We start from the raw sequence: 23452 nt of genomic DNA on the forward strand, positions 1-23452 counted from the left end.
ATAAGACCCACGATTAGGGTTCTCTCATGTCCCCAGGCGAGCGCGTCCGCGCCGAACGGGTCGAGGTGCGTCGGAGCCGCGAAGCGATCCTCGCCGCGGCCGAACGGCACTACGCGGTGCGCGACGCCGACCCCACGATGGCGCAGCTCGCCGAACTGGCCGGGGTGGGGACCGCCACGCTCTACCGCCGGTTCCCGAGCATCGACGACGTGGTGCGCGAGCTGCACGGGCGACTGCTCGAGGAGTTCGCCCGGGTCGAGGCGGCCGTCGCCGCGCAGCCGACCGGATGGGACGGTGTCGTCGCCCTCGTCACCACGATCATCGACGTCCTGCAGGACCACCCCGCCATCCCACGACTCAACCGGAAGATGGTCGCACTCGACGACGACCAGCAGCTCAGTGCCCGGTGGGCCGATCGGCTCGACGCGCTCATCGCGGCCGCGCAGGCCGAGGGCACCCTGCGTCCGGACGTGACGGCCAACGACGTCACGTTCGCGGCCTTCCGGCTCGGCAGCTACTCGAACCTGCCCCCGGACGAGGCCGACCGGATCATCGGTCGGCAGCTCGGCATCGTGCTCGACGGGCTCCGTGCCGACGGCGTTCGCCACCCGTTGCCCGGTGCGGCGATCCGGCCCGACGACCTGCACCGCGTGTTCCGCTACGAGGTGACGCACCCCGTCGAGTGACGACGGGCCAGCCGGGTGTCCGGTGTGCGCACGGCGTCACCATCAACGTCCCGCTGTCGCGTTGTTAATGTTAACAAGCACTGTGCCTGTCGCAGGCGATCAGGCGTCGAGCGCCGCCCGGGCCGCGGCGACGACGGACTCGTCGGTCACGAAGTGCGCGGAGCCGTCGTCCGCTCCGCCCATCGGCACACCGGCGTGCGCGCTGTCCGCCGCCGGGCGCTTCGCGGAGAGGTGCACCGCGTCGACGCCGGTCGCGACGAGCGCGGGGACGTCGGCGGGGACGACACCGGCGCCCGCCATGACCTGCACGGGGCCGGCCGCCTCGACCATGCGGGCGATCGTCGCCGCACCGGTCAGGGCCGTCGGTGCGGCACCGGACGTCAGCACCCGGGTGAACCCGAGGTCGGCCAGGGATGCGGCCGCCGCGACGGGGTCAGCCGCGTGGTCGATCGCCCGGTGCAGGGTGACCTCGGCGACGGCGCTCACGGAGCGGGCCGCGTCGACGAAGCGCCGGAGGGCGTCGACGTCGAGCGTGCCGTCCGGACGCAGTGCCCCGACGACCACACCGGCGGCGCCCGACCGGAGGACCGTGCGGACCTCGCGCTCCATGAGGTCGACCTCGTCGCGGTCGTACACGAAGCCGCCGGGCCGGCACCGCACCAGCGCGTGCGCCGGGATGCCGGTCTCGTGGGTCGTCTCGACCAGGGCCTGCGAGGGGGTGAGCCCACCGAGCTCGAGTCCGACGCACAGCTCGACCCGGTCGGCGCCGCCGTCCCGCGCGACGACCGCCCCGGCGGGCGAGGTGACGGCGATCTCGAGGCTGACGGGGGAGTGGCTCATGCAGTGGCTCCGAGCGGTTCGTTGGAGGCGGGGACGATCCGGGCGCGGAGGTCCGGCGCCGACGGGAACACTCGATCGTAGGGGAACATCGGCCGCTCGATCCTGTGGTGCCCGAGGCGCTCGAGGTCCTGGTCGACGCCGCCCGGCGTGAGGGCGAGCATCCAGTCGGCGGACATGTCGAACAGCTCCGGTTCGAGGTACCCGATCTTCACGATCACGACGTCGGCCTGCCGCGGTGTGAGGTCGAGGTCGGTGAAGTCGTGCTCGTGGTGGTACGGCTTCCGGAGCTTCGTGAGGATCGCGAACACGCTGCCGACCTGCAGCACGACCTCGGTCTCGGCGTCGCGGTCGCCGTGCTTGATCGCGTGCACCCGGCCGGTCATGGTGATCGGACCCGCGTGGACGTCGTCGACCGTCGCACCCGCGGTCACGGTGACGGTCGCGCCCACGCCGGCCTCGACCGCGGTCGCCACGGCAGCGGCACCGGGGACGCTCGCGTAGATGACGATCGGCCCGGTCGGGTCCTGGAACTCCGGGCGAGCGAGCACCTGGGTGAGCCCCCACGTCATGTCGCCCGAGCCGCCCGCGGTCGGGTTGTCGCCCGAGTCGGAGATGAAGTACGGCTTCGCGGCGCCCGGCGCGAGCGCGGCGGCGAGGCACTCGTCGAACGAGCCGGTCGGTGCGACGAACACGAAGTCCTCGCGGGCGTCCCAGAACGCCGTCGCGAGCCGCTCGGCCCCGGCGGCCACCGCGTCGGCGTCCCACCCGGTGACGACGGTGACGGCGCGGTCCCGCGGCTGGTCCGCCCACGCGTAGCCGACCCAGATCGCGGCGTCGAGCACGCCCTCGGTCGCCTCGACCTCCGGCACCTGCGCGTAGAGGGACGCCGCGGGCTCGATGCGGGTCGAGGTCTGCTCGCCGGGCAGCAGCACCGGGATCGGGATCCACGCCTTGACCGGGCGCTGTGCGCCGACGGGCCGGGTGGTGAGCACGTCGACCAGGTTCCGGACGGCGCGTTCCTTCGTCTCGAGGGCGTCCTCGTGCGGGGCCATCCGGTAGCAGGTGACGAGGTCGACCTGGTGCGCGAGCTCGGCGGTGACGTTGCCGTGCAGGTCCATCGACGCGGACACGATGACGTCCGGACCGATCACGGCGCGGATCCGGCCGAGCAGGTCCGCCTCGGCGTCGTCCAGTCCCTCGACGACCATCGCGCCGTGGATGTCGTACCAGAGCCCGTCCACGTGCTCTGCCTCGACGATCGACCGCAGCCGCGCGACGATCTCCGACGCGAGCGACTCGTACGACGCCCGGTCGACGATCCCGCCGGGCAGCGCGTGCCCGATGAGCGCGCCGCGGAAGTCCGCACGCGACGACAGCGGCCCGAGGAAGCCGTACCGGGCCACGACCTCGTCGCCGCGGTCCGGGTGGAACGCCGGCGCGAGGGTCCGGGTCGGCGTGAAGGTCGACGTCTCGATCGCGAGACCCGCGATGGCGATGACCGGACGACGGGTAAGGGGGTCAGACACGGACGCTCCTGTTCCTGGTGGTGGACTGCGGGATGGGCGCGGACAGTTCCTCGAGCGAGGCGGCGAGGCCCCGCTGCAGGGCGAACTGTCCGGCCCCGACGAGCCCCGCGTCGGCGCCGAGCGACACCGGCTCGATGGCGAGGTGCTGCGTCATGAGCGGGTGGCAGCTCTCGTAGAGCTGGCTGCGCACGGCGGCGATGAACGGGTCGAGGGTGGAGAGGATGCCGCCGAGGTAGACGGCGTCCGGGTTGAAGAAGTTCACGTTGGCGGCGAGCACCTCGCCCAGGTACTTGCCGGCCATCCGCACCGCCCGAGTGGTCTCCGGGTGCGCGTCCGAGGCGAGCCGGACGACGTCGGCGGTCGAGGACACGTCGACCCCGGCGGTCGACAGGATCCGCACGAGGGCGGCACCGGAGGCCACCGTCTCGAGGCACCCGGTGTTGCCGCACGAGCACGGGGTGTCGCCGGCGGCGTCGATCCGGACGTGCGTGATGTCCCCGGCGGCGCCGGTCGAGCCCCGGTACAGCCGGCCGTCGATGACGATCCCGGCGCCGATCGCCGACCCGGCCTTGATGGTGATGGTCTGCCGTCGGCTCGGGTCCTGCACGGTCTGCTCGCCGGCGGCCATGCAGTTCGCGTCGTTGTCGACGATCGCCGGCAGGCCGAAGCGCTCGGACAGCCACGAGGCGACGGGGAACCCGTTCCACCCGGGCATCCGGCTCGGCAGGTCGACGACACCGGCCTCGACGTCGACCGGCCCCGGCAGGCTCAGTCCGACCCCGCGGAGGCCGTCGCGACCACGGTCGTCGGCGAGCCGCTCGAGCAGGGCGGCCAGTCGCTGCAGGCCGGCGGTCGGACCGTCGGAGAGCGCGAACGGGACGTTCGCGACCGACTCGAGCGCGCCTCCCGGCAGCACGATGCCGATGCGCGCGTGCCCGCCGCCGACGTCCGCGGCGACCGCGAACTCGTCGGCGCCCCCGATCCGGAGCACCTTGCGGGGGCGACCGCCGGTGGAGACGTCGGTGCCCTCCTCGGCGAGCAACCCGTGGGACAGCAGCTGGGCGACCACGTGGGACACGGTGGACGGAGCGGCACCGAGCAGGGATGCGATCTCGGTGCGGCTGGTCGCCTGCCCGGACGCGACCAGTTCGAGGACGCGGGCGCTGAGGTCCGGCACGACTTTCTCCAATCCGGGCGGAAGGGGATCGGAGGACCCGATCTGCGGCGAGCCTACGGGGCGGAACAGGCGGTCGACCCTTTCGTCCGATCGGCAGTAACGCAGTTTTTACATCAAGATGTTTGTTTTTCCAATCGCTTTGGTCCTTGACTGTCCTCGTGCCTCCGGGCACGTCTCGTGCTCCACCTCCCCGAACCCCCGACGCCGAACCGGCGTGACCGCACAAGGAGACACCGCATGTCCAAGCCCCGTCGCTGGGCGCTCCTCACCGGAGCGGCGATCGCCGTGAGCGCCCTGCTCGCCGGATGTTCCGGAGGCGGCTCCACCGCGTCCGGTTCCGACTCCGACGCGATCAACTACGCGCTCCCCGCCAACTTCACGCCGAACTGGATCCTGCCGATCGGCACGGCGGCGCACCTCAACACGAACAACGGCTCGATCGCGCAGTCCCTCTACGAACCGCTCGTCGCCTACGACGGCTCCACCGGCAAGATCGCGTGGAACAAGGCCGGCTCCGTGGCGACCGACGCCGAGTTCGCCGCGGACAGCAAGAGCGTCACGATCACGCTGGGCGACCGGCACTGGTCGGACGGCAAGCCGATCACGAGCCGCGACGTCGCGTTCTGGTTCAACCTCATCAAGGCGAACAAGGACCAGTGGGGCTCGTACTCCGAGGGCAAGGCGCCGGACAACTGGACGTCGTTCAAGACGGTCGACGACACGCACTTCACGATCACGTTCGACAAGGCGTACAACTCCGACTGGATGCTCGCCAACCAGCTGAGCCACATCATCCCGCTGCCGCAGCACGCCTGGGACAAGACGAGCGCGAGTGCGAAGGTCTCCGACGCCGACGAGACCACCGCCGGTGCGAAGCAGGTGTGGAAGTACCTCAACACCGCGGCCGGCAAGATCTCCGACTACGCCAGCGACGACCTGTGGAAGACGATCTCCGGCCCCTACGGCGTCAAGTCCTTCACGACCGCCGGCAAGGTCACCCTCGCCGCGAACACGAAGTACGACGGCGGCGAGAAGCCCTCGATCAAGACCGTGAACCTGCTGCCGTTCACCACGAGTGACGCCGAGGTCAACGCGGTCCGCTCCGGCGAGGTCGACTACGGCTACATCAACGCCACCGACATGGACCAGAAGTCGTCCTTCACGGCGAAGGGCTACTCCGTCGAGCCCTGGACCGGTTGGGCGATCACGTACATGCCGTACAACTTCAACAACCCGGACATGGGCGCCGTCTTCAAGCAGCTGTACGCCCGTCAGGCCGTCCAGATGTCGATCGACCAGAAGTCGCTGTCGAAGGTCGTCTTCAACGGCACCGCCACCTCGACCTACGGGCCGATCCCGCAGGCGCAGGAGTCCGACTACGTCTCCGACGTGCAGAAGTCGAACCCGTACCCGTTCAGCACGAAGCAGGCCAAGGAACTGCTGACCAGCCACGGCTGGACCGAGCAGGGCGGCACGATGGTCTGCACGTCCCCGGGGACCTCCGACAGCCAGTGCGGCGAGGGCGTCGAGCAGGGCACGAAGTTCACCATGCAGGTGCTCTCGCAGTCCGGCTCGACCGTCACCGACAACATGATGAGCGCGATCCAGTCGTCACTCCAGAAGACCGGCATCGGCTTCACCATCAAGACCGCCCCGGTCTCGAGCGTGCTGTCGCAGACCCCGACCTGCACCTCGGACGAGGCGAGCTGCAAGTGGGACCTGTCGTTCTTCGGCACCGCGGGCAGCTGGTACTTCCCGGCGTACCCGACCGGTGAGTCGCTGTTCTCCACCGGCGGTTCGGCGAACTTCGGCAGCTACTCCAACAAGGAGGTCGACGCCCTCATCGACGCGACCACCACCTCGCCCGACGCCTCCGCCGTGCAGGACTACAGCGCCGCGGTCGCGAAGGACCTGCCGGTGATCTGGCTGCCCAGCCCGGACTACCAGATCTCGGTCGTCAAGAAGGGTCTGACCGGGTTCGACCAGGACTCGCTCGCCAACTTCCACCCCGCCCAGTGGAAGTGGAGCAAGTGAGTCGCTGACGCGACCGGGCCTGGAGGCGCGGTGCGGGTCCGACCCGCACCGCGCCTCCAGGCCCACTCACCAACCATCCCGACGACGGAAGCCGCATGAACACAGCTCTCTACCTCACCAGGCGCGTCCTGCAGGCGCTCGCGGTGATCCTCATCGTCACGATCGTCGTGTTCTGCCTGCTGCACGCCCTGCCGGGCGGGCCCGCCCGCGGTGTCCTCGGCGTCTCCGCGACGCCCGCGCAGATCACGGCCTTCAACCAGGCGCAGGGGCTCGACCAGCCGCTGCCCGTGCAGTACCTCCGGTTCCTCGGCCGCCTGCTCACCGGCGACCTCGGCACCTCGTACACGCTCAACGAGCCGGTCTCGCAGCTCATCACCGAGCGCCTGCCGAAGACCCTCGTCCTCACCGGGATGTCCGCCGTGCTCGGCATCGTCATCGCGATCCCGGTCGGCATGTGGCAGGCGGTCCGCCGCAACGGCGCGGTCGACTACGCCGCCACCGCCCTGGCGTTCGTCTTCTACTCGACGCCGGCGTTCTTCCTGGGCCTCGTCCTCATCATCGTGTTCAGCCAGCAGCTGCCGTGGCTGCCGTCCCAGGCGCCGAGCGGGAACACGCTCGCCGAGGTCTTCCAGGACCCGGCCGGACTCGTCCTGCCCGTCGTCACCGGAGCCCTCGCGATGATCGCCGTGTTCAGCCGGTACATGCGGGCGTCCACGCTCGAGAACCTGCACGAGGACTACGTGCGCACCGCCCGCGCCGGTGGGGCGTCGACGGCGACGATCCTCCGACGACACGTCTTCCGGAACTCGCTCACCCCCGTGGTCGCGATGCTCGGCTACTACCTGCCGGTCCTGTTCGGCGGGGCGCTCGTGACCGAGCAGCTGTTCAACTACCCCGGCATGGGGTTGCTGTTCTGGAACGCGGCGCAGACCTCGGACTACCCGACGCTGCTCGGCTGCGTGCTCGTCATCTCGATCGCGACGGTCGTCGGCACGCTGCTGGCCGACGTCGCGCAGTCCCTCATCGATCCCCGAGTGAAGGCAGGCCGCGCATGACCGCCGCGTCGATCATCGATACCGCGTCCACCCGCGACGTGATGGGAGGCCGCGCATGACCGCACAGCTCGCACCCGAAGCACCCGGCGCACCCGTCACCGTCGCGGCGACCGGCTGGAAGCTCGCCGTCCGCCGCTTCCGCCACAACACCCTCGCGGTGATCGGCCTCGTCGTGATCGTCGTCATCGTCCTGTTCTGCTTCGTCGGCCCGTTCGTGTACCCGACCGACCAGACCCACACGCAGCTGTCCCAGGCGAACCTCGGCCCGAGCGCCGCGCACTGGTTCGGCACCGACGCGGTCGGCCACGACGTCCTCGGTCGCCTGATGTTCGGCGGCAAGGTGTCGCTCATGGTCGGGATCGCCGCCGGCGTCCTCGCCACCGTGGTCGGCACCCTGTGGGGCTCCATCGCCGGGTACGTCGGCGGCTGGGTCGACGCCGTCATGATGCGCGTGGTCGACGCGGGCATCGCGATCCCCGCGCTCTTCATCCTGCTCGTCATCTCCGCGATCACGACACCCGGCGTGTGGGGGCTCATCGTCATCCTCGGCTTCGTGTCGTGGCTCGTGCCCTCCCGGCTCATCCGCGCCGAGACCCTGACGCTGAAGAACCGCGACTACGTGCTCACCCTGCGCGCGATCGGCGGGTCCCACGCCCGCGCGATCGGCCGGCACCTGCTGCCGAACTCGGTGTCGACGATCGTCGTCGCGGCGACGTTCCAGGTCGCCGACGCGATCCTCCTCGTCGCCTACGTCTCCTACCTGGGCCTCGGCGTGCAGGCGCCGGCGACGGACTGGGGCGGCATGCTCTCGGCGGGACTCACCGCCGCGTACTCGGGACGCTGGTGGCTCATCGTGCCGCCGGGTCTCGCCGTGATCCTCGTCGTCTGCGCGTTCAACGCCGTCGGCGACGGGCTCCGGGACGCCTTCGACGTGAGGGGCCGTTGATGTCCATCCTGACCACCACCGACCTCGGGGTCACCTTCCGCACCGAGTCCGGCACCGTCGACGCGGTCCGTGGCGTCACCCTGCACGTCGAGCCGGGCGAGACCCTGGCGCTCGTCGGGGAGTCCGGTTCCGGCAAGTCCACGGTCGCGCTCGCCGCGATGGGTCTGCTCTCCGGCAACGCGACGGCCACCGGCAGTGCGGTCGTCGACGGGCACGAGATCGTCGGCGCCCCGGAGGACTCGCTCCGCGGCCTGCGCGGCAAGACCGTGTCCATGGTCTTCCAGGAGCCCGCGACGGCCCTCGACCCCCTCACGCGCATCGGTGCGCAGATCGCCGAGGTGGTCCGGAACCACCGGTCGGTCAGCGCCGCTGAAGCCCACACCGAGGCCGTCGAGCTCCTCCGCCGCGTGGGCATCCCGTCGCCGGAGACCCGTGCGAAGGCGTTCCCGTTCCAGCTCTCCGGAGGCCAGCGGCAGCGTGTCGTCATCGCGATGGCGATCGCGAACTCGCCGGCGCTCCTCATCGCCGACGAGCCGACGACCGCGCTCGACGTGACGGTGCAGGCCGAGATCCTCGAGCTGCTCCGGAAGCTCGCCGCCGACACCGGCACGGGAGTCCTCCTCGTCACCCACAACATGGGCGTCGTGGCGGACTTCGCGGACCGGGTCGCGGTGATGCTGCAGGGCGAGATCGTGGAGACCGGGGGCGTCGAGGACGTCCTGCTCCGTCCCGAGCACGACTACACGAAGCGGCTCCTCGCCGCAGTGCCGCGGCTGGCCGTCGCCGGTGCGGCCGGTGTCGGCTCCGGTTCCGCGCCCGCCGCTGGTGCGTCCGCCACGGACCGTGCGTCCGTCGACGGTGCCGTCGACCCGGCCGGGAGGCGCGACTCGCCCCCGGTGGTCGACCTGCGGGACGTCTCGGTGACGTTCGGGCGCGGGGCGCGCGCCGTTCACGCCCTGAGCGGGATCGACATCGTCGTGCACGCGGGTGAGACCGTCGGCCTGGTCGGCGAGTCCGGCTCCGGCAAGTCCACCGCGGCGCGGGTCGCGCTCGGCCTCGTCAAGCCGACGTCCGGCAGCGTGCACCTGTTCGGCTCCGACCTCCGCACCGCGCGGGGCCGCGACCGCCGTGCGCTCCGGTCCGGGATCGGCGTCGTGCTGCAGGACCCCGTGGCGTCGCTCGACGCGCGGATGTCCGTCGCCGAGTGCATCGCCGAACCGCTCGCCGTGCACCGTCGGGGGATGTCCTCGGCCGACCGACGCCGACGCATCGACGAGGTCCTCGACGCCGTGCGACTGCCCCGGACCCTGGCGACGCGTGCGCCGCGGGAGCTCTCCGGTGGGCAGCGGCAGCGGGTCTCGCTCGCCCGCGCGCTCGTGCTCTCGCCGCGGCTGCTCGTCGCCGACGAACCGACCAGTGCGCTCGACGTCAGCGTGCAGGAGACCGTCCTCGAGGTCCTCCGCGAGCTGCAGGGCGAGCTCGGGTTCGCGTGCCTGTTCGTGTCCCACGACCTCGCCGTCGTGCAGCAGTTCGCCGAGCGCGTCGTCGTGATGCGCCAGGGCGTCGTCGAGGAGCAGGGCACCACCGGCACCACGCTCCTGCACCCCACCACGGACTACACCCGGCGGTTGCTGGCGGCGGTCCCCGTCCCCGATCCGATCGTGCAACGGCAGCGCCGGGCCGAGCGGCTCGCGACCCTCGCGGCGGTGACCGCGTGACCGGCGGAGCACCGGCCGTCGTGGACCGCGAGGCCCGGGGGACCGACGCCGTCGTCGCGGGCGTCGACGTCGGCGGGACGAACACGAAGGTGCTCCTCGCCACCCCGTCCCTCGACGTGGTCGACCGGATCGACCTGCCGACGCCCGCCCACGCGGGTGGCGCGGCGATCGTGACGGCGGCCCTCGGTGCGGTGACCGAACTGCTCGACCGGCACCGCGCCTCCTTGACGGGTGTCGGGGTGGGCGCGGCCGGCGTCGTCGACGCGACCACGGGCACGGTGCTCGTGACCGGGAACTCGTTCACCGGCTGGGCCGGGTTCGGCGTGACCGACGCGGTGACGTCGGCGCTCGGCGTCCCGGCGACCCTCGACAACGACGTGAACGCGTTCCTGCTCGGCGAGGTCGCGACCGGTGCGGTCGCCGGCGAACCCGACGTGCTCGGGATGACGCTCGGCACCGGGGTCGGCGGGGCGCTCGTGCTCGGCGGCTCGCTGTTCGCCGGGCCCCGCGGTGCCGCCGGTGAGATCGGGCACGTGCCGGGCTTCGGCGACGCGCTGTGCACCTGCGGACAGATCGGACACCTCGAGACCATCGCCGGCGCCCGTGGCATCGCCGACCGGTACGCCGAACGGACCGGACGGCGGGCCTCGGTGCGCGAGATCGCCGAGGCCGCGCGTGCCGGGGACACCGACGCCGCACGCGTGTTCGAGACCGCCGGGTGGGGCCTCGCGCGTGCAGCCCTGCTGACGGCCGGGATCCTCGACGTGACCACCCTCGTCATCGGCGGCGGCATCGCCCGGTCGTGGGACCTGCTCGAGCCGGCGATCACGCGGGCGATCGCGCTCGAACCGCCGGTGAGCGGGGCGCCGATCCGGCTCGCGCAGTCGACCCTCGGGGCCGACGCGGTCGCACTCGGCGCGGCCGCCCAGGTGCGCGACCTCGTGCTCGGTGGCGCCCCCGCGCGCTGAGCCGCGCGCCGCGCGCCTGGCGCACCTCGCACGGTGCGCGGTGCGCTCCGCACAACGCAAGTCGGCCCGAACCACCTGATCTCGTGGTTCGGACCGACTTGGGTTGTGCGCTGGTCCCCGCGCCGGGCGCGGGACCCTCGCGGACGCGCGCCGCGCGCCCCGCGGGACTACGCCCGACGTGCTCCGACCCGCGGCAGCAGCAGCCCGAGGACGATCATCGCGACGGCGAGCACGAGGTGCAGCACGTTGTCGGCGCTGTTGAGCGGCACGAAGTTCGCCGGGTCCGCCATGCCCGCGGTGAAGAGGCCGTAGACGAAGAGCACGGCGTAGACGATCCCGCCGACGACCAGGTAGAGCCGGGCGCCGCGTGCCGAGCGGGCGGCGAGCAGCCCGACGACGCCGAACAGCAGGTGCACGATGTTGTGGAGCACCGACACCTGGAACAGGCCGACGAGCATCGCCATCGAGCCGTGACCGGCCACCGACATCGTGCCCATGTCCATCGTGAGGCCGGGGACGAAGCCGGCGATGCCGACGAGCAGGAAGACGACGCCGAAGACGAACGCGCCCTTCTGGGTCCAGGTCGAGCCGTACCCGGTGCGGTTGCGGACTGCGTTGCTGGTCATGGTGCGACCTCTCTCTCGACGAGACCGACGCTCCGATGCGACGGCCCGGACGCTCATGACGTCCACAGCACCTTCGGAGCACTCGCAGAGTCGGTTTGCAGCAGAGCGACCCTGTCCACGCAGCGCAGCCCGCCCTGTCCGCACAGCGCAGTCCGGCGTGGACGCGCTGAGCGGTCGAGGAGGGCCGCCCGAGCATCGTGGACGACATGAGCCAGTACGAGAAGCGCGACCCGAACACCCTCTACCCGAAGCCGCCGTTCCCGAAGCAGGAGCAGTCCCTGCCCGGAGCCGCGTGGAAGATGGATCCGACGCCCGACCACGGCGAGCAGAGCTACGTCGGCCGGGAACGCCTGACCGGCTTCCGCGGGATCGTCACCGGCGCCGACTCCGGCATCGGCCGCGCGGCCGCGATCGCGCTCTCCCGCGAGGGGGCCGACCTCGTGCTCTCCTACCTGCCCGACGAGCAGGAGGACGCCGAGCAGGTGCGCGACCTCCTCGAGGGCGAAGGGCGCCGCGCGGTGCTCTTCCCGGGCGACATCTCGGACGAGCAGTACTGCGGGGACCTGGTGCAGAAGGCAGTCGACGAGTTCGGCGGGCTCGACACCCTCGTCATGGTCGCCGGCCGCATGGACAGCAACGACGACATCCTGACGCTCGACACCTCCATGTTCGACTCCACGTTCAAGACGAACATCTACTCGCTGTTCTGGCTGACGAAGGCTGCCGTCCCGCACCTGGAGCCCGGCTCGACGATCGTCACGACCGGGTCGATCCAGGCCTCGACACCGTCGCCGGACAAGATCGACTACGCCGTGTCGAAGGGCGCGATCAAGCTCTTCACCGAGGCCGTCGCCCAGCAGCTCGCGCCGAAGGGCATCCGCGTGAACTCGGTCGCTCCGGGGCCGGTGTGGACGCCGCTCCAGCCTGGCTCCGACGACGCCGAGACGGTGTCGCACTTCGGTGAGAGCTCGCCGTTCGGTCGTCCGGGCCAGCCGGCCGAACTCGGTGCCGCCTACGTGCACCTCGTCAGCCCGGAGTCGAGCTACCAGTCCGGTTCGACGATCACCATCTCGGGCGGGACGCCCGCCTTCTAGACGGAACGGCAGACGGACTGGAGGCGCGTGGCGGGCCAGCCACGCGCCTCCAGTCTGCCACCGGGTCGCGTCAGCCCTGCGGCGGCGAGTACAGCTGCAGGTCGTTGCCCTCGCTGTCCTTGAACGGCACGATCCTGCCCCACGGGTGCTCGCTGATCTCGCCCTGCAGGTCGGCGCCCCGCGACCGTAGGTCGGCGACCTCGTCCTCGATCGACCCGTCCGGCTGGAAGGTGACGACCGCGCCGCCGCCGCTCGAGGGCGATGCCGACTCGCGGGCGTTCAGGCCGAGCCGCAGGCCGTTCGCGTCGATCTCGCTCCAGTCGTCGGACTCGCTGGCGACCTCGAGGCCGAGCGTGTCGCGGTAGAACGCGACCGCTCGCCGCATGTCGCTGACCGGGACCCAGACTGCTGCAACTCCACGTGCCATGGTGATTCCTCTTCCGCTTCCGCTGTGTCGGTTCGTCGTTCGCGGTGGACGGTAGGAGCCGCGGATGTGCACGGGCACAGGGGTGGTGGTGTCTGCGGACGCGTCGGTCCCGCGAGTGGCACGATCGGCTGCGGGCCCGTCGCGGGTCCGGACGCATCGACGGGGAGCAGCAGATGGCAGGCGTGACGCACGTGGTCCTGGTGACGTGGGAGCCGGGGACGGACCGGGCGACGGAGGCGGACGCGGTCGTCGCGGAGCACCTCGCCCGCATCGACGGCGTCGAGGACGTCCGCTCCGGCACGAGCGTGAGCACCGAGGGGCTGGAGGGTGGCTTCGACTGGATGCTCGTCGTGCGCTTCCGGGACCGTGCCGCGCTCGCGGGCTACCTGCCCCACCCCGAGCACCGGCCGGTCGCGGAGTTCATCGGTGGCGCGAGCGACCGCGTCGTCGTCTTCGACCTCGAGGACTGAGCACGGCGTTCGCGACGCGGCCGGTCGGAGTCGCGACGCTGCCAGTCTGAGTCGCGGCGCTGTTCAGGCGCGCTTCCGGCGGGGTCGGGCTGATCGCGGCGGGATCGTCCGCATGTGGTCCCGCACCCGACCGAGCACGTCCGCGAGCACGCTGATGTCCTGTGCGGAGAGCGGGTCGAGGAAGAGCTGCTGGAGCACCTCGACGTGCCCCGGGAACACCCGCGCCAGCACGTCCCGCCCCGCGTCCGTGATCGTCACCGTCACGCCGCGCTCGTCGTCGACCGACGGGCTCCGGGTGACGAGCCCCGCCTGCTCGAGCAGGCCGACCTGGTAGGTCAGACCGCTCCGGCTGTACACGACGCCGTCCGCCAGGTCCGTCATCCGACGGCTGCCGTCGGCCGCGTCACCGAGCGTGGCGAGGAGCTGGAACTGCACGTAGCTCAGGCCGCCGGCGTCCTTCAGCTGCTGCTCGACGGTGTGCCGGAGCAGGCTGCTCACCTCGATGAGGGCGAAGTACGCGCCGAGCTCGGCGGGGTCGAGCTGTGGTGCGGGGGCTTCGGCGGTCATGCACCGATCCTACGGTGCTCCGAATTCGAAGCGACGTACCGGGCAGTGCCGCCTCCCGACGTCGTCCCGATCGTCTATCGTGGAAGCACGACGGGCCGGTTCCCGGAACGTCGCCAGCCGAAGGCCCCGCTCGCGGGGCCTTCGTTCTTCGTGGCACGCGTGTCAGGGCACCCAGTTCTCCTCGTGCGCGACCGCGGGTGCGATCAGGCGCCACTGCCGTTCCAGCGTCCGCACCGCTGCGGGGTGCGGGTTGGACTGACTGTCAGCGGGGCGGACCGTTAGTGGGGCGGCGGGGTTCGGGGCGGCCCGAGATGGTGACCATCTGACGAACGGGAGGCGCGGTGCGGGCCCGCCCCGCGCCTCCCGGCCCGCGTGTCCGTACGCTGGGACCGTGGCTGCCGCGACCGAACCGACCGTCCTGCTGACCGCCTTCGAGCCCTTCGGCGGTGACGCCCGGAACCCCTCGCGGGACGCCGCCGAGCGCCTGGCCGCGACGTGGGAGGGGCCGGCGACGCTCGTCGTCGAGCAGCTGCCGGTCGTCTTCGCCGAGGAACGCTCCCGGCTGGCCGCCCTCATCGCGAAGCACCGGCCGACCGTCGTCATCGCGACGGGTCTCGCTGCCGGACGGGCCGCGGTCACCCCGGAACGCATCGCGATCAACGTGATGGACGCCCGGATCCCGGACAACGCCGGAGCGCAGCCGGTCGACGAACCGATCGACCCGTGCGGCGCGCCCGCTGCCTTCTCGGGGCTGCCGATCAAGCGGATCGTGCGGGACGTCCGTGCCGCTGGCGTCCCCGCTGCCGTGTCCAACACCGCCGGCACGTTCACCTGCAACCAGGTGTTCTACGAGCTGATGTCGTTCGCCGAGCGCGAGGGGTTCCGGGCCGGTTTCGTGCACGTGCCCGCGACGCCGGACATCGCGGGGGACGGGCCGTCGCTCGAACTCGACCAGATCGTCATCGCTCTCGACGCGGTCGTCCGTGCGTCGATCGACCCGTCGGCGGACATCGTCGAGCAGGGCGGCGCGGAGTCCTGAGACCGCCGCGCCGCCCCGGCTCACGCGTTCAGATGAACTGGCGGAAGTTGGTCGACGCCAGGTCGAGCAGCTCGTCGCCACGGCCGGACAGCACGGTGCGGATCGCGTAGAGGGTGAAGCCCTTCGCCTGCTCGAGCGTGACCGCAGGCGGCATCGACAGCTCCTGCCGGTCCGCCTTCACCGAGACGAGCGCCGGACCGTCGTGCGCGAGCGCCGCCGCGAGGGCGTCCTCGAGCTGGTCGGACTCGTCGACGCGGAAGCCCGCGATGCCGATCGCCTCGGCGACCTTCGCGAAGTCCGGGTTCTGCAGCTCGGTGCCGTAGGTCACGAACCCGGCGGCCTTCATCTCGAGCTCGACGAAGTTCAGCGACGAGTTGTCGAACACCACGATCTTCACGGGCAGCTTGTTCTGCACGATCGTGATCAGCTCGCCGAGCAGCATCGTCAGGCCGCCGTCGCCGGCGAGCGCGATGACCTGGCGGTCGGGGTGGGACGCCTGCGCGCCGATCGCCATCGGCACCGCGTTCGCCATCGTACCGTGCACGAACGAGCCGATCAGGCGTCGGTCGCCGTTCATCGTGAGGTAGCGCGACGCCCAGACGACGGGGGAGCCGACGTCGGGGATGAAGACGGCGTCCTGCGCGGCGAGCCGGTCGAGCACCCGTGCGACGTACTGCGGGTGCAGCGGCTTGTGCTTGCCGGCGGGCACGGCCAGGTCGTCGAGCTTCGCGCGGGTCTTCGTGTAGTGCCGACGGGCCTCCTCGAGGTGCTTCGTCGGGTGCGAACCGGTGAGCAACGGGATGAGGGCGAGGGCGGTGTCCTTGACGGTGCCGACCAGGCCGATGTCGACGGGGTGGCGCCGGCCGAGCTGGGAACCGCGGATGTCGACCTGCACGTGCTTCGCCTTCGCGGGGAAGAACTGCTGGTACGGGAAGTCGGTGCCGAGCATGAGCACCACGTCGGCGTCCTCCATCGCGCGGTACCCGGACGCGAAACCGAGCAACCCGGTCATGCCGACGTCGTAGGGGTTGTCCCACTCGATGTGCTCCTTGCCGCGCAGGGCGTGCACGATCGGGGCCTGCAACCGTTCGGCGAGGGCGACGACCTCGTCGTGGGCGCCCGCGACGCCGGCGCCGGCCAGGATCGTGACCTTGTCCGCACCGTTGAGGAGTGCGGCGGTGCGCTGCAGCTCGGCCTCGCTCGGCACGATGCGCGGCGTGGTGCGCTCGATGCGGGTGACGCGGTCGTCCTTCGCCTCGGCCAGCAGGACGTCGCCGGGGATGACGAGGACCGCGACGCCGCGCTTCTCGATCGCCTCGCGCATCGCGATCTCGAGCAGACGGGGCATCTGCGTGGGGTCGGCGACGTACTCGACGTACACGGAACACTCGCGGAAGAGCTCCTGCGGGTGGGTCTCCTGGAAGTACCCGGACCCGATCTCCGCCGTCGGGATGTGCGCGGCGATCGCCAGGACCGGCACGCGGGAGCGGTTCGCGTCGTACAGACCGTTGATCAGGTGCAGGTTGCCGGGGCCGCAGCTGCCCGCGCAGACGGCGAGGTTCCCGGTCAGCTCGGCCTCGGCGGAGGCGGCGAACGCGGCGGCCTCCTCGTGCCGGACGTGCTCCCACCGGATCGACCCGTCCTTCCGGAGTGCGTCGGTGAAGCCGTTGAGGGAGTCCCCGGGGAGACCGTAGATCCGCTCGACGTGGTTCTCGCGGAGGGCGGCGACGATGTTCTCGGCAACGGTTGTCATGCACTCGTGTCTAGTCGTGGATGCTGGTGCTCGCCCGTCGCTGAGTGCTCTCGGATCGACGATCACCGCACTCCGGGGCTCGAGCGGGCTCGGGTCTGCGACGATGAGCGGATGTCCGACGCCGCGATCCGCCCCCGCCGACGACCGAACGACGTTGAGGGGATCCTCGTCCCGAGCCGGTACCCGCTCGCGTCGGTCGCGATCGCCGTCGCCGCCGTGATCGTCATCACGATCGTCGGGTTCACCCTCGGCACGGTCGACATCGGGCTCTCGAAGGCGCTCAACACGCTGCACACCGGGGCGATCGGGGCGTTCTCGACCGCGGTCTACCACGTGATCAGCCCCGGGCCGGCGATCGGCATCACGGTCGTGGTCGTCGCCGTGATCTGGTGGCGGGCACGCGACCTCCGTCCGGCGCTGGCCTTCGGTGGCACGATCGCGATCACGTGGGTGCCGTCAGCGGTCGTCAAGGAGATCGTGCACCGGGCGAGGCCGGACGTGGCGGTGCTGCCGCACCCGTTCCCGGTGCAGCCGGACCCCGGCTACCCGAGCGGCCACACCGTGTACATCACCGCGTTCGTCATCGCGCTCATCTGGCTCCTGCGGGGGACCCGGTGGCACCGCCTGGCCCTGACGCTCGGGATCGTGGCCATCGTCGTGGTGTTCTTCGCGGTCACGATCGACGCCGTGCACTACCCGACCGACGCGATCGCCTCGATCCTGTGGGCGCTGGCGGTGGCCCCGGGGGTGCGCGTGGTGTGGGTCGACTGGCTCATGCCGCGGATCCCGTTCCTGCGGCCGCGCGGGTCGATCCGCGCGTAGCAGGACGAATCGCGCATAGGGCGCAGGAACTTCCTGCTCCCTCCGCGCGTAACGGCCCCCTACGCGCGGAACGGCCCCCTACGCGCGGAACGACCCCCTACGCGCGGCCGTGCCCCTCGCGCACACGACCCCGCGCGGCGAGCAGCGCCACGACCGCGATCACCGCGGCGGCGAGCATCACGATCGCGAGCGGTGCCGCGGTCGCCGAGCCGCCGATGCTCACGAGCGGCGAGACGAGGGCCGCCAGCCCGAACTGCAGCGCACCGAGCACCGCCGACGCGCTGCCCGCCGAGGACGGCACCGCGCCGAGCGCCAGCGCGGTCGCGTTCCCGAGCACCAGCCCGAGTGACCCCACCGCCGTGAACAGCGGCACCGCGAGCCAGAACTCCGGCGCCCCGGTGGCGACGAGGAGCCCGAACGCCACCGTCGACGCGAGCACCAGGACGATGCCGAGCGTCAGCACGCCGGCGACCGAGCGGGTGGCGGTGAGCTTCGCCGACAGGACGCTGACGCCCATGAGCGCCAGGGCGTTGAGGCCGAACGCGATGCCGTAGCCGACCGTGCCGAGCCCGAGCATGTCCTGGTACAGGAACGGCGACGCGGAGATGTACGCCATCATGACGGCGAACGCGAAGCCGAACACCGCGGTGTAGCCGAGGAACGTCCGCGAGCGCAGGGCGCGGAGCGGGGAACCGGGTCCCTGCCGTTCGGCGCGGAGGGCATCGCGGTGCGAGCGCAGGTGGGTCTCCCGCACGACGGCGAGCACGGCCACGAGCATCAGGACCGACAGCCCCAGCACGATGCCGAGCAGCCCGCGCCAGCCGATCGGGCCGGTGAGCAGCCCGCCGAGCAGCGGAGCGACCACCGGGGCGACACCGCCGACGATCATCATGAGCGAGAACGCACGGGCGGCCGGCTTCCCGGTGGCGAGGTCCGAGATCACCGCGCGACCGATCACCATGCCGGCGGCGCCGCCGAGGCCCTGCAGCAGTCGGGCGGCGACGAGGATCCCGACGTTCGGTGCCAGCACGGCGGCGGCGCTCGCGAGCACGCAGAGCACTGCGCCGGCGATGAGCGGCGGGACGCGGCCGAACCGGTCGGAGAGCGGCCCGAACACGAGCTGCCCGGCGGTGACCCCGACGAGGAAGGCCGTGAGGGTGAGCTGGACCGTCGTCGCGGAGGCCTGCAGCTCTCCGGTCATCTGCGGGAAGGCCGGCAGGTAGAGGTCCGTCGCGAAGGGTGCGACGGCGCTGAGCAGACCGAGCACGAGCAGGAGCCCCGTCGTGATGCCCTGCTGGCGGGTCGTGGGTGGCGCGGCGTGTGCGCGGATGGAGCCGGTGTCCGTCGTCATAATTATGAAATCATAACTCATTCTCGACGCCGCTACAGTGACGACATGGAACCCACGGTGTCCGACGACCTCCTCGCCGAGCTCGCCGACGTCGTGCTCCGCATCTCACGCGAGGTCGACCCGAACGGCGCACGGGTCCTCGACATCGTGCCGCTCACCGGCACCGAGGCCCTCGTGATGCGCTGGGTCGACCGGAACCCCGGGTCGACGCCGAGTGCGGTGGCCGAGTCGACGGCCCTCAAGCGCAGCAACCTCAGCGTCGCGCTCGGATCGCTCGTCGCGAAGGGCATGGTCGAACGCCGGCCCGACCCGGAGGACGCCCGCACCGTCCAGCTCTTCTCGACCGAACTCGCCGGGCAGAGCATCGCCCGCCTCCACGCGCACTGGGCAGCGCTGCTGCGCACGGCGCTCGCCGGGGACGAGGGTGGCGTCGAGGCGGCGTTCGCGCTGCTCACGCGGGTCGACGCGAACCTGCGCGACGCGGGTCGCTGACGGTGGACGCACCCGGCTGACGGCCTGGAGGCGCCGGGCGGGCCCGCCACGCGCCTCCAGGCCGTCACCCGGTCGGTGCGTCGCCGCTCTGGTGGCCGCGCCCGCCTCAGCCGGTCGCCTCCGGCACCTCGTCCGCGATCGGCAGCAACCGGCGGGCTCCGTGCCCCTCGGCTCCCAGGGCATCGCCCGGGTTCATCACCAGGCAGGCGTTCAGTGAGACGCACCCGCAGCCGATGCACTGGTCCATCTCGCGCTGCAGCCGCTCCAGTTCGAGCTGGCGGGCTCGCAGTCGCGCACGCCAGCGTTCGTTGAGCCGTTCCCAGTCCCGCAGCGACGGCATCCGGTCGGAGGGCAGTGCCTCGAACTGCTCGGCGACCTCGCTGAGGGGGATGCCGAGCCGCTTGGCGACCTGGATGATCGCGATGCGCCGTTCCACGTGCCGCGGGTACAGGCGGGTGCCGCCGGCGGTGCGCTCGGGGTGGATCAGGCCCTTGCGCTCGTAGAAGTGCAGGGCCGACGCGGCGACCCCGGTGCGCTCGACCACCTCGCCGATCGTGAGCAGGTCGGTCGGTCTCGGGGGCTGGATCTCGACCATGGTCGAGATCCTACGACGGCGCCCGGGAGTCCCGCCGTGCCCGAACCCGAACCCGCGGCCGCGTCAGGCGACCGCGCGACGGATCAGGTCGGCGACCGCGGCCTCGTCGCGGTCGGAGAACTCCGGCGTGATCGCCCACGACGTCGGCCAGAACGACCCGTCGTCGAGCCGCGCGGGGTCCTGGAACCCGAGGGTCGAGTAGCGGGCTTTGAACTTCGCGGCGTCCTGGAAGAAGAACACCACCTTGCCGTCCTTCGCGTAGGCGGGCATGCCGTACCAGAGTCGCGGTGCGAGCTCCGGGGCGGCGTCGAGCGCGATCCGGTGGACCCGTTCGGCGAGACCCCGGTCGGGCTCGGGCATCTCGGCGATCTTGTCGACGACGGCCTGGGCATCGGCGGCGGCCTTCTCCGCCTTCGTGCCCTTCGTGCTGCGCGCCCGCTTCACCTCGGCCGCGTGCTCCTGCATCGCGGCGCGCTCCTCGTCGGTGAAGGTGCCCTCGGTCTTCTTCGTGGTGGCCATCGTCGCGTCCTCTCGGTCGGTGTGGTCCCATCGTGCCGTGCGCACGTGCCGACCGCTTCTCCGATCCTGCTCGACGGGCCCGGGCGCTCGGGGCCGGGGCTCGACGGGGCCGGGTGTTCGACGGGCCCGGGCACTACCGCTGCAGGACCCGGCCGCGCAGCCGCTCGCGACTGAGCCCGGGGAGCGCCACCCCGGTGTCGCCCTCGAGCACGTGCGTCCCCGGCGGGACGATCGCGTCGATCGCGTCGAGCACGGCGTCGTCGAGCGCGACCTCGGCCGCCTGCGTGTAGGCGTCGACGTGCGACAGGGTCCGGGGTCCGACCACCACCGAGGACACGTCCGGGTGCGTCAGCGCGAAGGCCACCGCGAGCTCGAGCAGCGTCAGCCCGGACTCGTCCGCCAGGCGGCCGAGCCGGTCCGCGACCTCGAGCTTCCGCCGGTTCGCCGGGGCTCCGATGTCGTAGGCGTGGGGTTCCTCGAGCACGCGCGGGGACCGCGGCTGCACGGTGCCGTTCCGGTACGCGCCGGCGAGCCACCCGCCGGCCAGCGGTGCGGCGGCGAGCACGCCGAGGCCGAAGCGCCGCGCGACCGGGAACGTCGTCCGCTCGGCGGTCCGGGTGGTGATCGAGTAGGGGGCGTGGGTCGCGGTCGCGCTCTTGCCGCCGGACCGCAGCCACTGCGCCTCGACGAGCTCCTCGGACGGGAACCCCGGCAGCCCGAAGGCCCGGATCTTGCCCTGCGTGACGAGGTCGGCCAGGGCGTCCAGGGTCTCGTCGAGCGACGTCGTCGGGTCCGGGTGGGCGGGCTGGTACAGGTCGATGACGTCCGTGCCGAGCCGCTCCAGGCTGCGCTCGACGGCGCGGAACATCCACCGGCGGCCGTTGCCGGGGCGGACCGGGTGCCGGTCGACCGCGTCCCCGAACCGGACCGACACGAACACGTCGTCGCGCCGGTCGCCGAGCGCCGCCCCGACGACCTGCTCCGCGAGGCCGGCACCGTCGGCGTCCGACACGTCCACGGCGGTCACGCCACGGCCCAGCGCCTCGTGCACGAGCCGGACGGCGTCCTCGACGTCCCGTTCCGCGACGGCGGACACCGCCCGGGTGCCGAGGGTCAGCGCACTGACCGGGGCACCCGTCCTGCCCATGCGGCGCTGTTCCATGCGCGCCACGATAGGAGGACGGCTCCGGCGACGGGCCCGGGTGACGAACCGTTACCGCTGGTACCCTGGACGGGCTCCACCAACACGCAGTGTGTATCTACCGGCCGCCGGCTCCCCGGCGGACAACGGCGGCACCCGATGGGTCCGCCCCCTCCACTCCGGCGGGCCGAGAAGGCACACCTCATGCTCCACCCGCTGTCCAAGACGCCCGTTCCCGCTCCCCACGCAGGACCCGCGAACCCCGCTGGACCCGCGAAGCCTGCTGGACCCGCGACGCCCGCAGGGTCCGCAGGATCCACGGCCGCCGCCGACCGGTCACTGGTCGCCCTCGCCGGACGCTGGTACTTCCCGATCGCGTTCGTCGCCCGGCTCCCCTTCGCGATGATGGTCGTCGGCGTCCTCACGCTCGTCGTCTCCGCGCGGGACTCGGTCGCCCTCGGTGGCGTCAACTCGGCGTCCGTCGGCATCGGCGCGGCGGTGTTCGGCCCGATGATCGGCGCCGCTGCCGACCGCTTCGGGCAGCGCCGGGTGCTCGTCCCCGTCGGCCTGGTGAACGCCGCGCTCCTCGGGCTCTTCCCGCTCGTCGTGACCGGGTCGGCGCCCGACCTCGCCGTGCTCGCGATGGCGTTCTGCATCGGGGCGTCCGCGCCCCAGGTCGCGCCGATGTCCCGCACCCGGCTCGTCGCGATCATCCGGCAGCGGATGGCGCCCGGCCGTCGCGAACAGGTCACGAGCGGCACGATGGCGTACGAGTCCGCCGCCGACGAGACCGTGTTCATCATCGGGCCGTTCCTGGTCGGCATCCTGGCCAGCGCGATCGCCCCGTGGGTCGCCGTCGCCGGGGCCTCCGCACTGACCTTCGTGTTCGTGACGGCCTTCGCGCTGCACCCGACGGGCAAGCTCGCGCTCGGTCACCGCGACGACCTCGTGCAGGCACCCGCCCGCGAGCTCCTCCGCCCCCGCCTGGGCGTCGTCGTGCTCGGGATCCTCGGCATCGGCCTGTTCTTCGGGTCGACGCTGACCTCGCTCACCGCCTTCATGGAGACCCACGGCGAGTCCTCGCAGGCCGGACTCCTCTACGGCCTGATGGGGATAGGGTCGGCCGGTCTGGCGCTCGGCTCCGCGGCGTTCCCGCGCCGGTTCGCCCTGGGCTGGCGGTGGCTCGTGTTCGGCGTCGTCCTGCTCGGCGGCGCGGTCGCGTTCGCGCAGGCCGACTCGGTGCTCGCCGTCGGCGTCGTGCTCGGCGTGATGGGCATCGGGATCGGACCGACCCTCGTCGCGCAGTACAGCCTCGGGTCGGACCGCTCGCCGGTCGGCCGCTCGGCGACGACGATGACGATCCTCGGGTCCGCGGTGATCGTCGGGCAGTCGATCGCCTCGGCGGTGACGGGAGACCTCGCCGAACAGCACGGCACGGCCGTGGCGATGCTGCTGCCCGCCGCCTCCGCGGCGGTCGTGGTGCTCGCCGCGGTGGCGAACCTGCTGCTGCCCCGTCGCCCCGCAGCCTGACCACCCGCCCGTCGCGACGCTGCGTGCCCACGCGCGCGGTGACCGTGCCCTGACCGCCTGCCGGGCGGACGGCGCG

The 23452-nt window shown here is 72.0% G+C and carries 23 protein-coding genes; 12 read left to right on the forward strand and 11 right to left on the reverse strand.

Going from position 1 to position 23452, the window contains the following annotated elements:
* The first annotated feature begins 26 nt into the window (after nt 1-26).
* Nucleotides 27-686 carry a TetR/AcrR family transcriptional regulator gene (locus EDF64_RS15320; protein WP_133520821.1) on the forward strand — a complete coding sequence of 220 codons (660 nt, stop codon included), beginning with the start codon at nt 27-29 and terminating at the stop codon, nt 684-686.
* Nucleotides 687-785: 99 nt separating this feature from the next.
* On the opposite strand, the gene EDF64_RS15325 is transcribed toward EDF64_RS15320, so the two are convergent.
* Genes EDF64_RS15325 through EDF64_RS15335 form a run of 3 tightly spaced genes read right to left on the reverse strand, consistent with a single transcriptional unit; the run spans nt 786 to nt 4229 of the window.
* The gene (locus tag EDF64_RS15325) at nt 786-1526 is read right to left on the reverse strand and encodes a copper homeostasis protein CutC (RefSeq protein ID WP_133520822.1); all 741 of its coding nucleotides are present in this window, start codon (nt 1524-1526) and stop codon (nt 786-788) included.
* Nucleotides 1523-3052, reverse strand: a complete 1530-nt coding sequence (locus EDF64_RS15330) for a M81 family metallopeptidase (protein WP_133520823.1) — start codon at nt 3050-3052, stop codon at nt 1523-1525. Before EDF64_RS15330 ends, EDF64_RS15325 begins: the two co-directional genes overlap by 4 nt.
* On the reverse strand, nt 3045-4229 hold the full coding sequence (locus tag EDF64_RS15335; RefSeq protein WP_133520824.1) for an ROK family protein: 1185 nt from the start codon (nt 4227-4229) through the stop codon (nt 3045-3047). The genes EDF64_RS15330 and EDF64_RS15335 overlap by 8 nt, the downstream gene beginning before the upstream one ends.
* A gap of 237 nt (nt 4230-4466) precedes the next feature.
* Here EDF64_RS15335 and EDF64_RS15340 point away from each other — a divergent pair, with 237 nt between their 5' ends.
* The 5 genes from EDF64_RS15340 (at nt 4467) to EDF64_RS15360 (ending at nt 10950) form a co-directional block, all read left to right on the forward strand.
* On the forward strand, nt 4467-6263 hold the full coding sequence (locus EDF64_RS15340) for a peptide ABC transporter substrate-binding protein (protein ID WP_133520825.1): 1797 nt from the start codon (nt 4467-4469) through the stop codon (nt 6261-6263).
* A 95-nt stretch (nt 6264-6358) separates the two neighbouring features.
* Entirely contained in the window at nt 6359-7318 is a 960-nt protein-coding gene (locus tag EDF64_RS15345) for an ABC transporter permease (protein WP_133520826.1), read from the forward strand.
* A gap of 55 nt (nt 7319-7373) precedes the next feature.
* Nucleotides 7374-8264, forward strand: coding sequence for an ABC transporter permease (locus tag EDF64_RS15350; RefSeq protein WP_133520827.1), 891 nt, complete (start codon nt 7374-7376; stop codon nt 8262-8264).
* Nucleotides 8264-9982, forward strand: a complete 1719-nt coding sequence (locus EDF64_RS15355; protein WP_133520828.1) for a dipeptide ABC transporter ATP-binding protein — start codon at nt 8264-8266, stop codon at nt 9980-9982. The genes EDF64_RS15350 and EDF64_RS15355 overlap by 1 nt, the downstream gene beginning before the upstream one ends.
* Nucleotides 9979-10950: an ROK family protein gene (locus EDF64_RS15360; protein WP_243736415.1), complete on the forward strand. Its 972-nt coding sequence runs from the start codon at nt 9979-9981 to the stop codon at nt 10948-10950. Before EDF64_RS15355 ends, EDF64_RS15360 begins: the two co-directional genes overlap by 4 nt.
* 167 nt (nt 10951-11117) lie before the next feature.
* On the opposite strand, the gene EDF64_RS15365 is transcribed toward EDF64_RS15360, so the two are convergent.
* Complete coding sequence (locus EDF64_RS15365; protein WP_133520829.1) at nt 11118-11576, reverse strand: DUF4383 domain-containing protein; 459 nt, start codon at nt 11574-11576, stop codon at nt 11118-11120.
* A gap of 206 nt (nt 11577-11782) precedes the next feature.
* On the opposite strand from EDF64_RS15365, the gene EDF64_RS15370 reads away from it, so the two are divergent.
* Nucleotides 11783-12670, forward strand: a complete 888-nt coding sequence (locus EDF64_RS15370) for an SDR family oxidoreductase (protein WP_133520830.1) — start codon at nt 11783-11785, stop codon at nt 12668-12670.
* A 70-nt stretch (nt 12671-12740) separates the two neighbouring features.
* Here EDF64_RS15370 and EDF64_RS15375 read toward each other — a convergent pair whose 3' ends face one another.
* The gene (locus tag EDF64_RS15375; RefSeq protein WP_133520831.1) at nt 12741-13097 is read right to left on the reverse strand and encodes a VOC family protein; all 357 of its coding nucleotides are present in this window, start codon (nt 13095-13097) and stop codon (nt 12741-12743) included.
* 173 nt (nt 13098-13270) lie between these two features.
* Between EDF64_RS15375 and EDF64_RS15380 the strand changes: the two genes are divergently transcribed.
* Nucleotides 13271-13567 carry a Dabb family protein gene (locus EDF64_RS15380; protein ID WP_133520832.1) on the forward strand — a complete coding sequence of 99 codons (297 nt, stop codon included), beginning with the start codon at nt 13271-13273 and terminating at the stop codon, nt 13565-13567.
* 63 nt (nt 13568-13630) lie between these two features.
* Here EDF64_RS15380 and EDF64_RS15385 read toward each other — a convergent pair whose 3' ends face one another.
* Nucleotides 13631-14134 (reverse strand): MarR family winged helix-turn-helix transcriptional regulator, encoded by a 504-nt coding sequence (locus EDF64_RS15385; protein WP_133520833.1) that lies wholly within the window; start codon nt 14132-14134, stop codon nt 13631-13633.
* A gap of 391 nt (nt 14135-14525) precedes the next feature.
* Here EDF64_RS15385 and pcp point away from each other — a divergent pair, with 391 nt between their 5' ends.
* On the forward strand, nt 14526-15173 hold the full coding sequence (gene pcp / locus EDF64_RS15390; protein WP_133520834.1) for a pyroglutamyl-peptidase I: 648 nt from the start codon (nt 14526-14528) through the stop codon (nt 15171-15173).
* A 28-nt stretch (nt 15174-15201) separates the two neighbouring features.
* Here pcp and poxB read toward each other — a convergent pair whose 3' ends face one another.
* A complete protein-coding gene (gene poxB, locus EDF64_RS15395; RefSeq protein ID WP_133520835.1) occupies nt 15202-16926 on the reverse strand; it encodes a ubiquinone-dependent pyruvate dehydrogenase in 1725 nt (574 codons plus the stop codon).
* A gap of 111 nt (nt 16927-17037) precedes the next feature.
* Between poxB and EDF64_RS15400 the strand changes: the two genes are divergently transcribed.
* Nucleotides 17038-17748: a phosphatase PAP2 family protein gene (locus EDF64_RS15400; RefSeq protein WP_133520836.1), complete on the forward strand. Its 711-nt coding sequence runs from the start codon at nt 17038-17040 to the stop codon at nt 17746-17748.
* Nucleotides 17749-17845: 97 nt separating this feature from the next.
* Here the strand turns inward: EDF64_RS15400 and EDF64_RS15405 are convergent, their stop codons facing one another.
* Nucleotides 17846-19120 (reverse strand): multidrug effflux MFS transporter, encoded by a 1275-nt coding sequence (locus EDF64_RS15405; RefSeq protein WP_243736416.1) that lies wholly within the window; start codon nt 19118-19120, stop codon nt 17846-17848.
* Between the two features lie 24 nt (nt 19121-19144).
* Here EDF64_RS15405 and EDF64_RS15410 point away from each other — a divergent pair, with 24 nt between their 5' ends.
* Nucleotides 19145-19591 (forward strand): MarR family winged helix-turn-helix transcriptional regulator, encoded by a 447-nt coding sequence (locus EDF64_RS15410; RefSeq protein ID WP_243736417.1) that lies wholly within the window; start codon nt 19145-19147, stop codon nt 19589-19591.
* Between the two features lie 106 nt (nt 19592-19697).
* Here the strand turns inward: EDF64_RS15410 and soxR are convergent, their stop codons facing one another.
* The 3 genes from soxR to EDF64_RS15425 form a co-directional block, all read right to left on the reverse strand.
* Nucleotides 19698-20186: a redox-sensitive transcriptional activator SoxR gene (soxR, locus tag EDF64_RS15415; protein ID WP_133520837.1), complete on the reverse strand. Its 489-nt coding sequence runs from the start codon at nt 20184-20186 to the stop codon at nt 19698-19700.
* 63 nt (nt 20187-20249) lie between these two features.
* On the reverse strand, nt 20250-20705 hold the full coding sequence (locus EDF64_RS15420; protein WP_133520838.1) for an iron chaperone: 456 nt from the start codon (nt 20703-20705) through the stop codon (nt 20250-20252).
* Nucleotides 20706-20838: 133 nt separating this feature from the next.
* Nucleotides 20839-21867: an aldo/keto reductase gene (locus tag EDF64_RS15425; RefSeq protein WP_133520839.1), complete on the reverse strand. Its 1029-nt coding sequence runs from the start codon at nt 21865-21867 to the stop codon at nt 20839-20841.
* A 183-nt stretch (nt 21868-22050) separates the two neighbouring features.
* Here EDF64_RS15425 and EDF64_RS15435 point away from each other — a divergent pair, with 183 nt between their 5' ends.
* A complete protein-coding gene (locus EDF64_RS15435) occupies nt 22051-23376 on the forward strand; it encodes an MFS transporter (protein WP_133520841.1) in 1326 nt (441 codons plus the stop codon).
* Nucleotides 23377-23452: the final 76 nt, after the last annotated feature.

It is taken from the genome of Curtobacterium flaccumfaciens, assembly GCF_004361695.1.
In the GTDB taxonomy this organism is placed as follows: domain Bacteria; phylum Actinomycetota; class Actinomycetes; order Actinomycetales; family Microbacteriaceae; genus Curtobacterium; species Curtobacterium flaccumfaciens_B.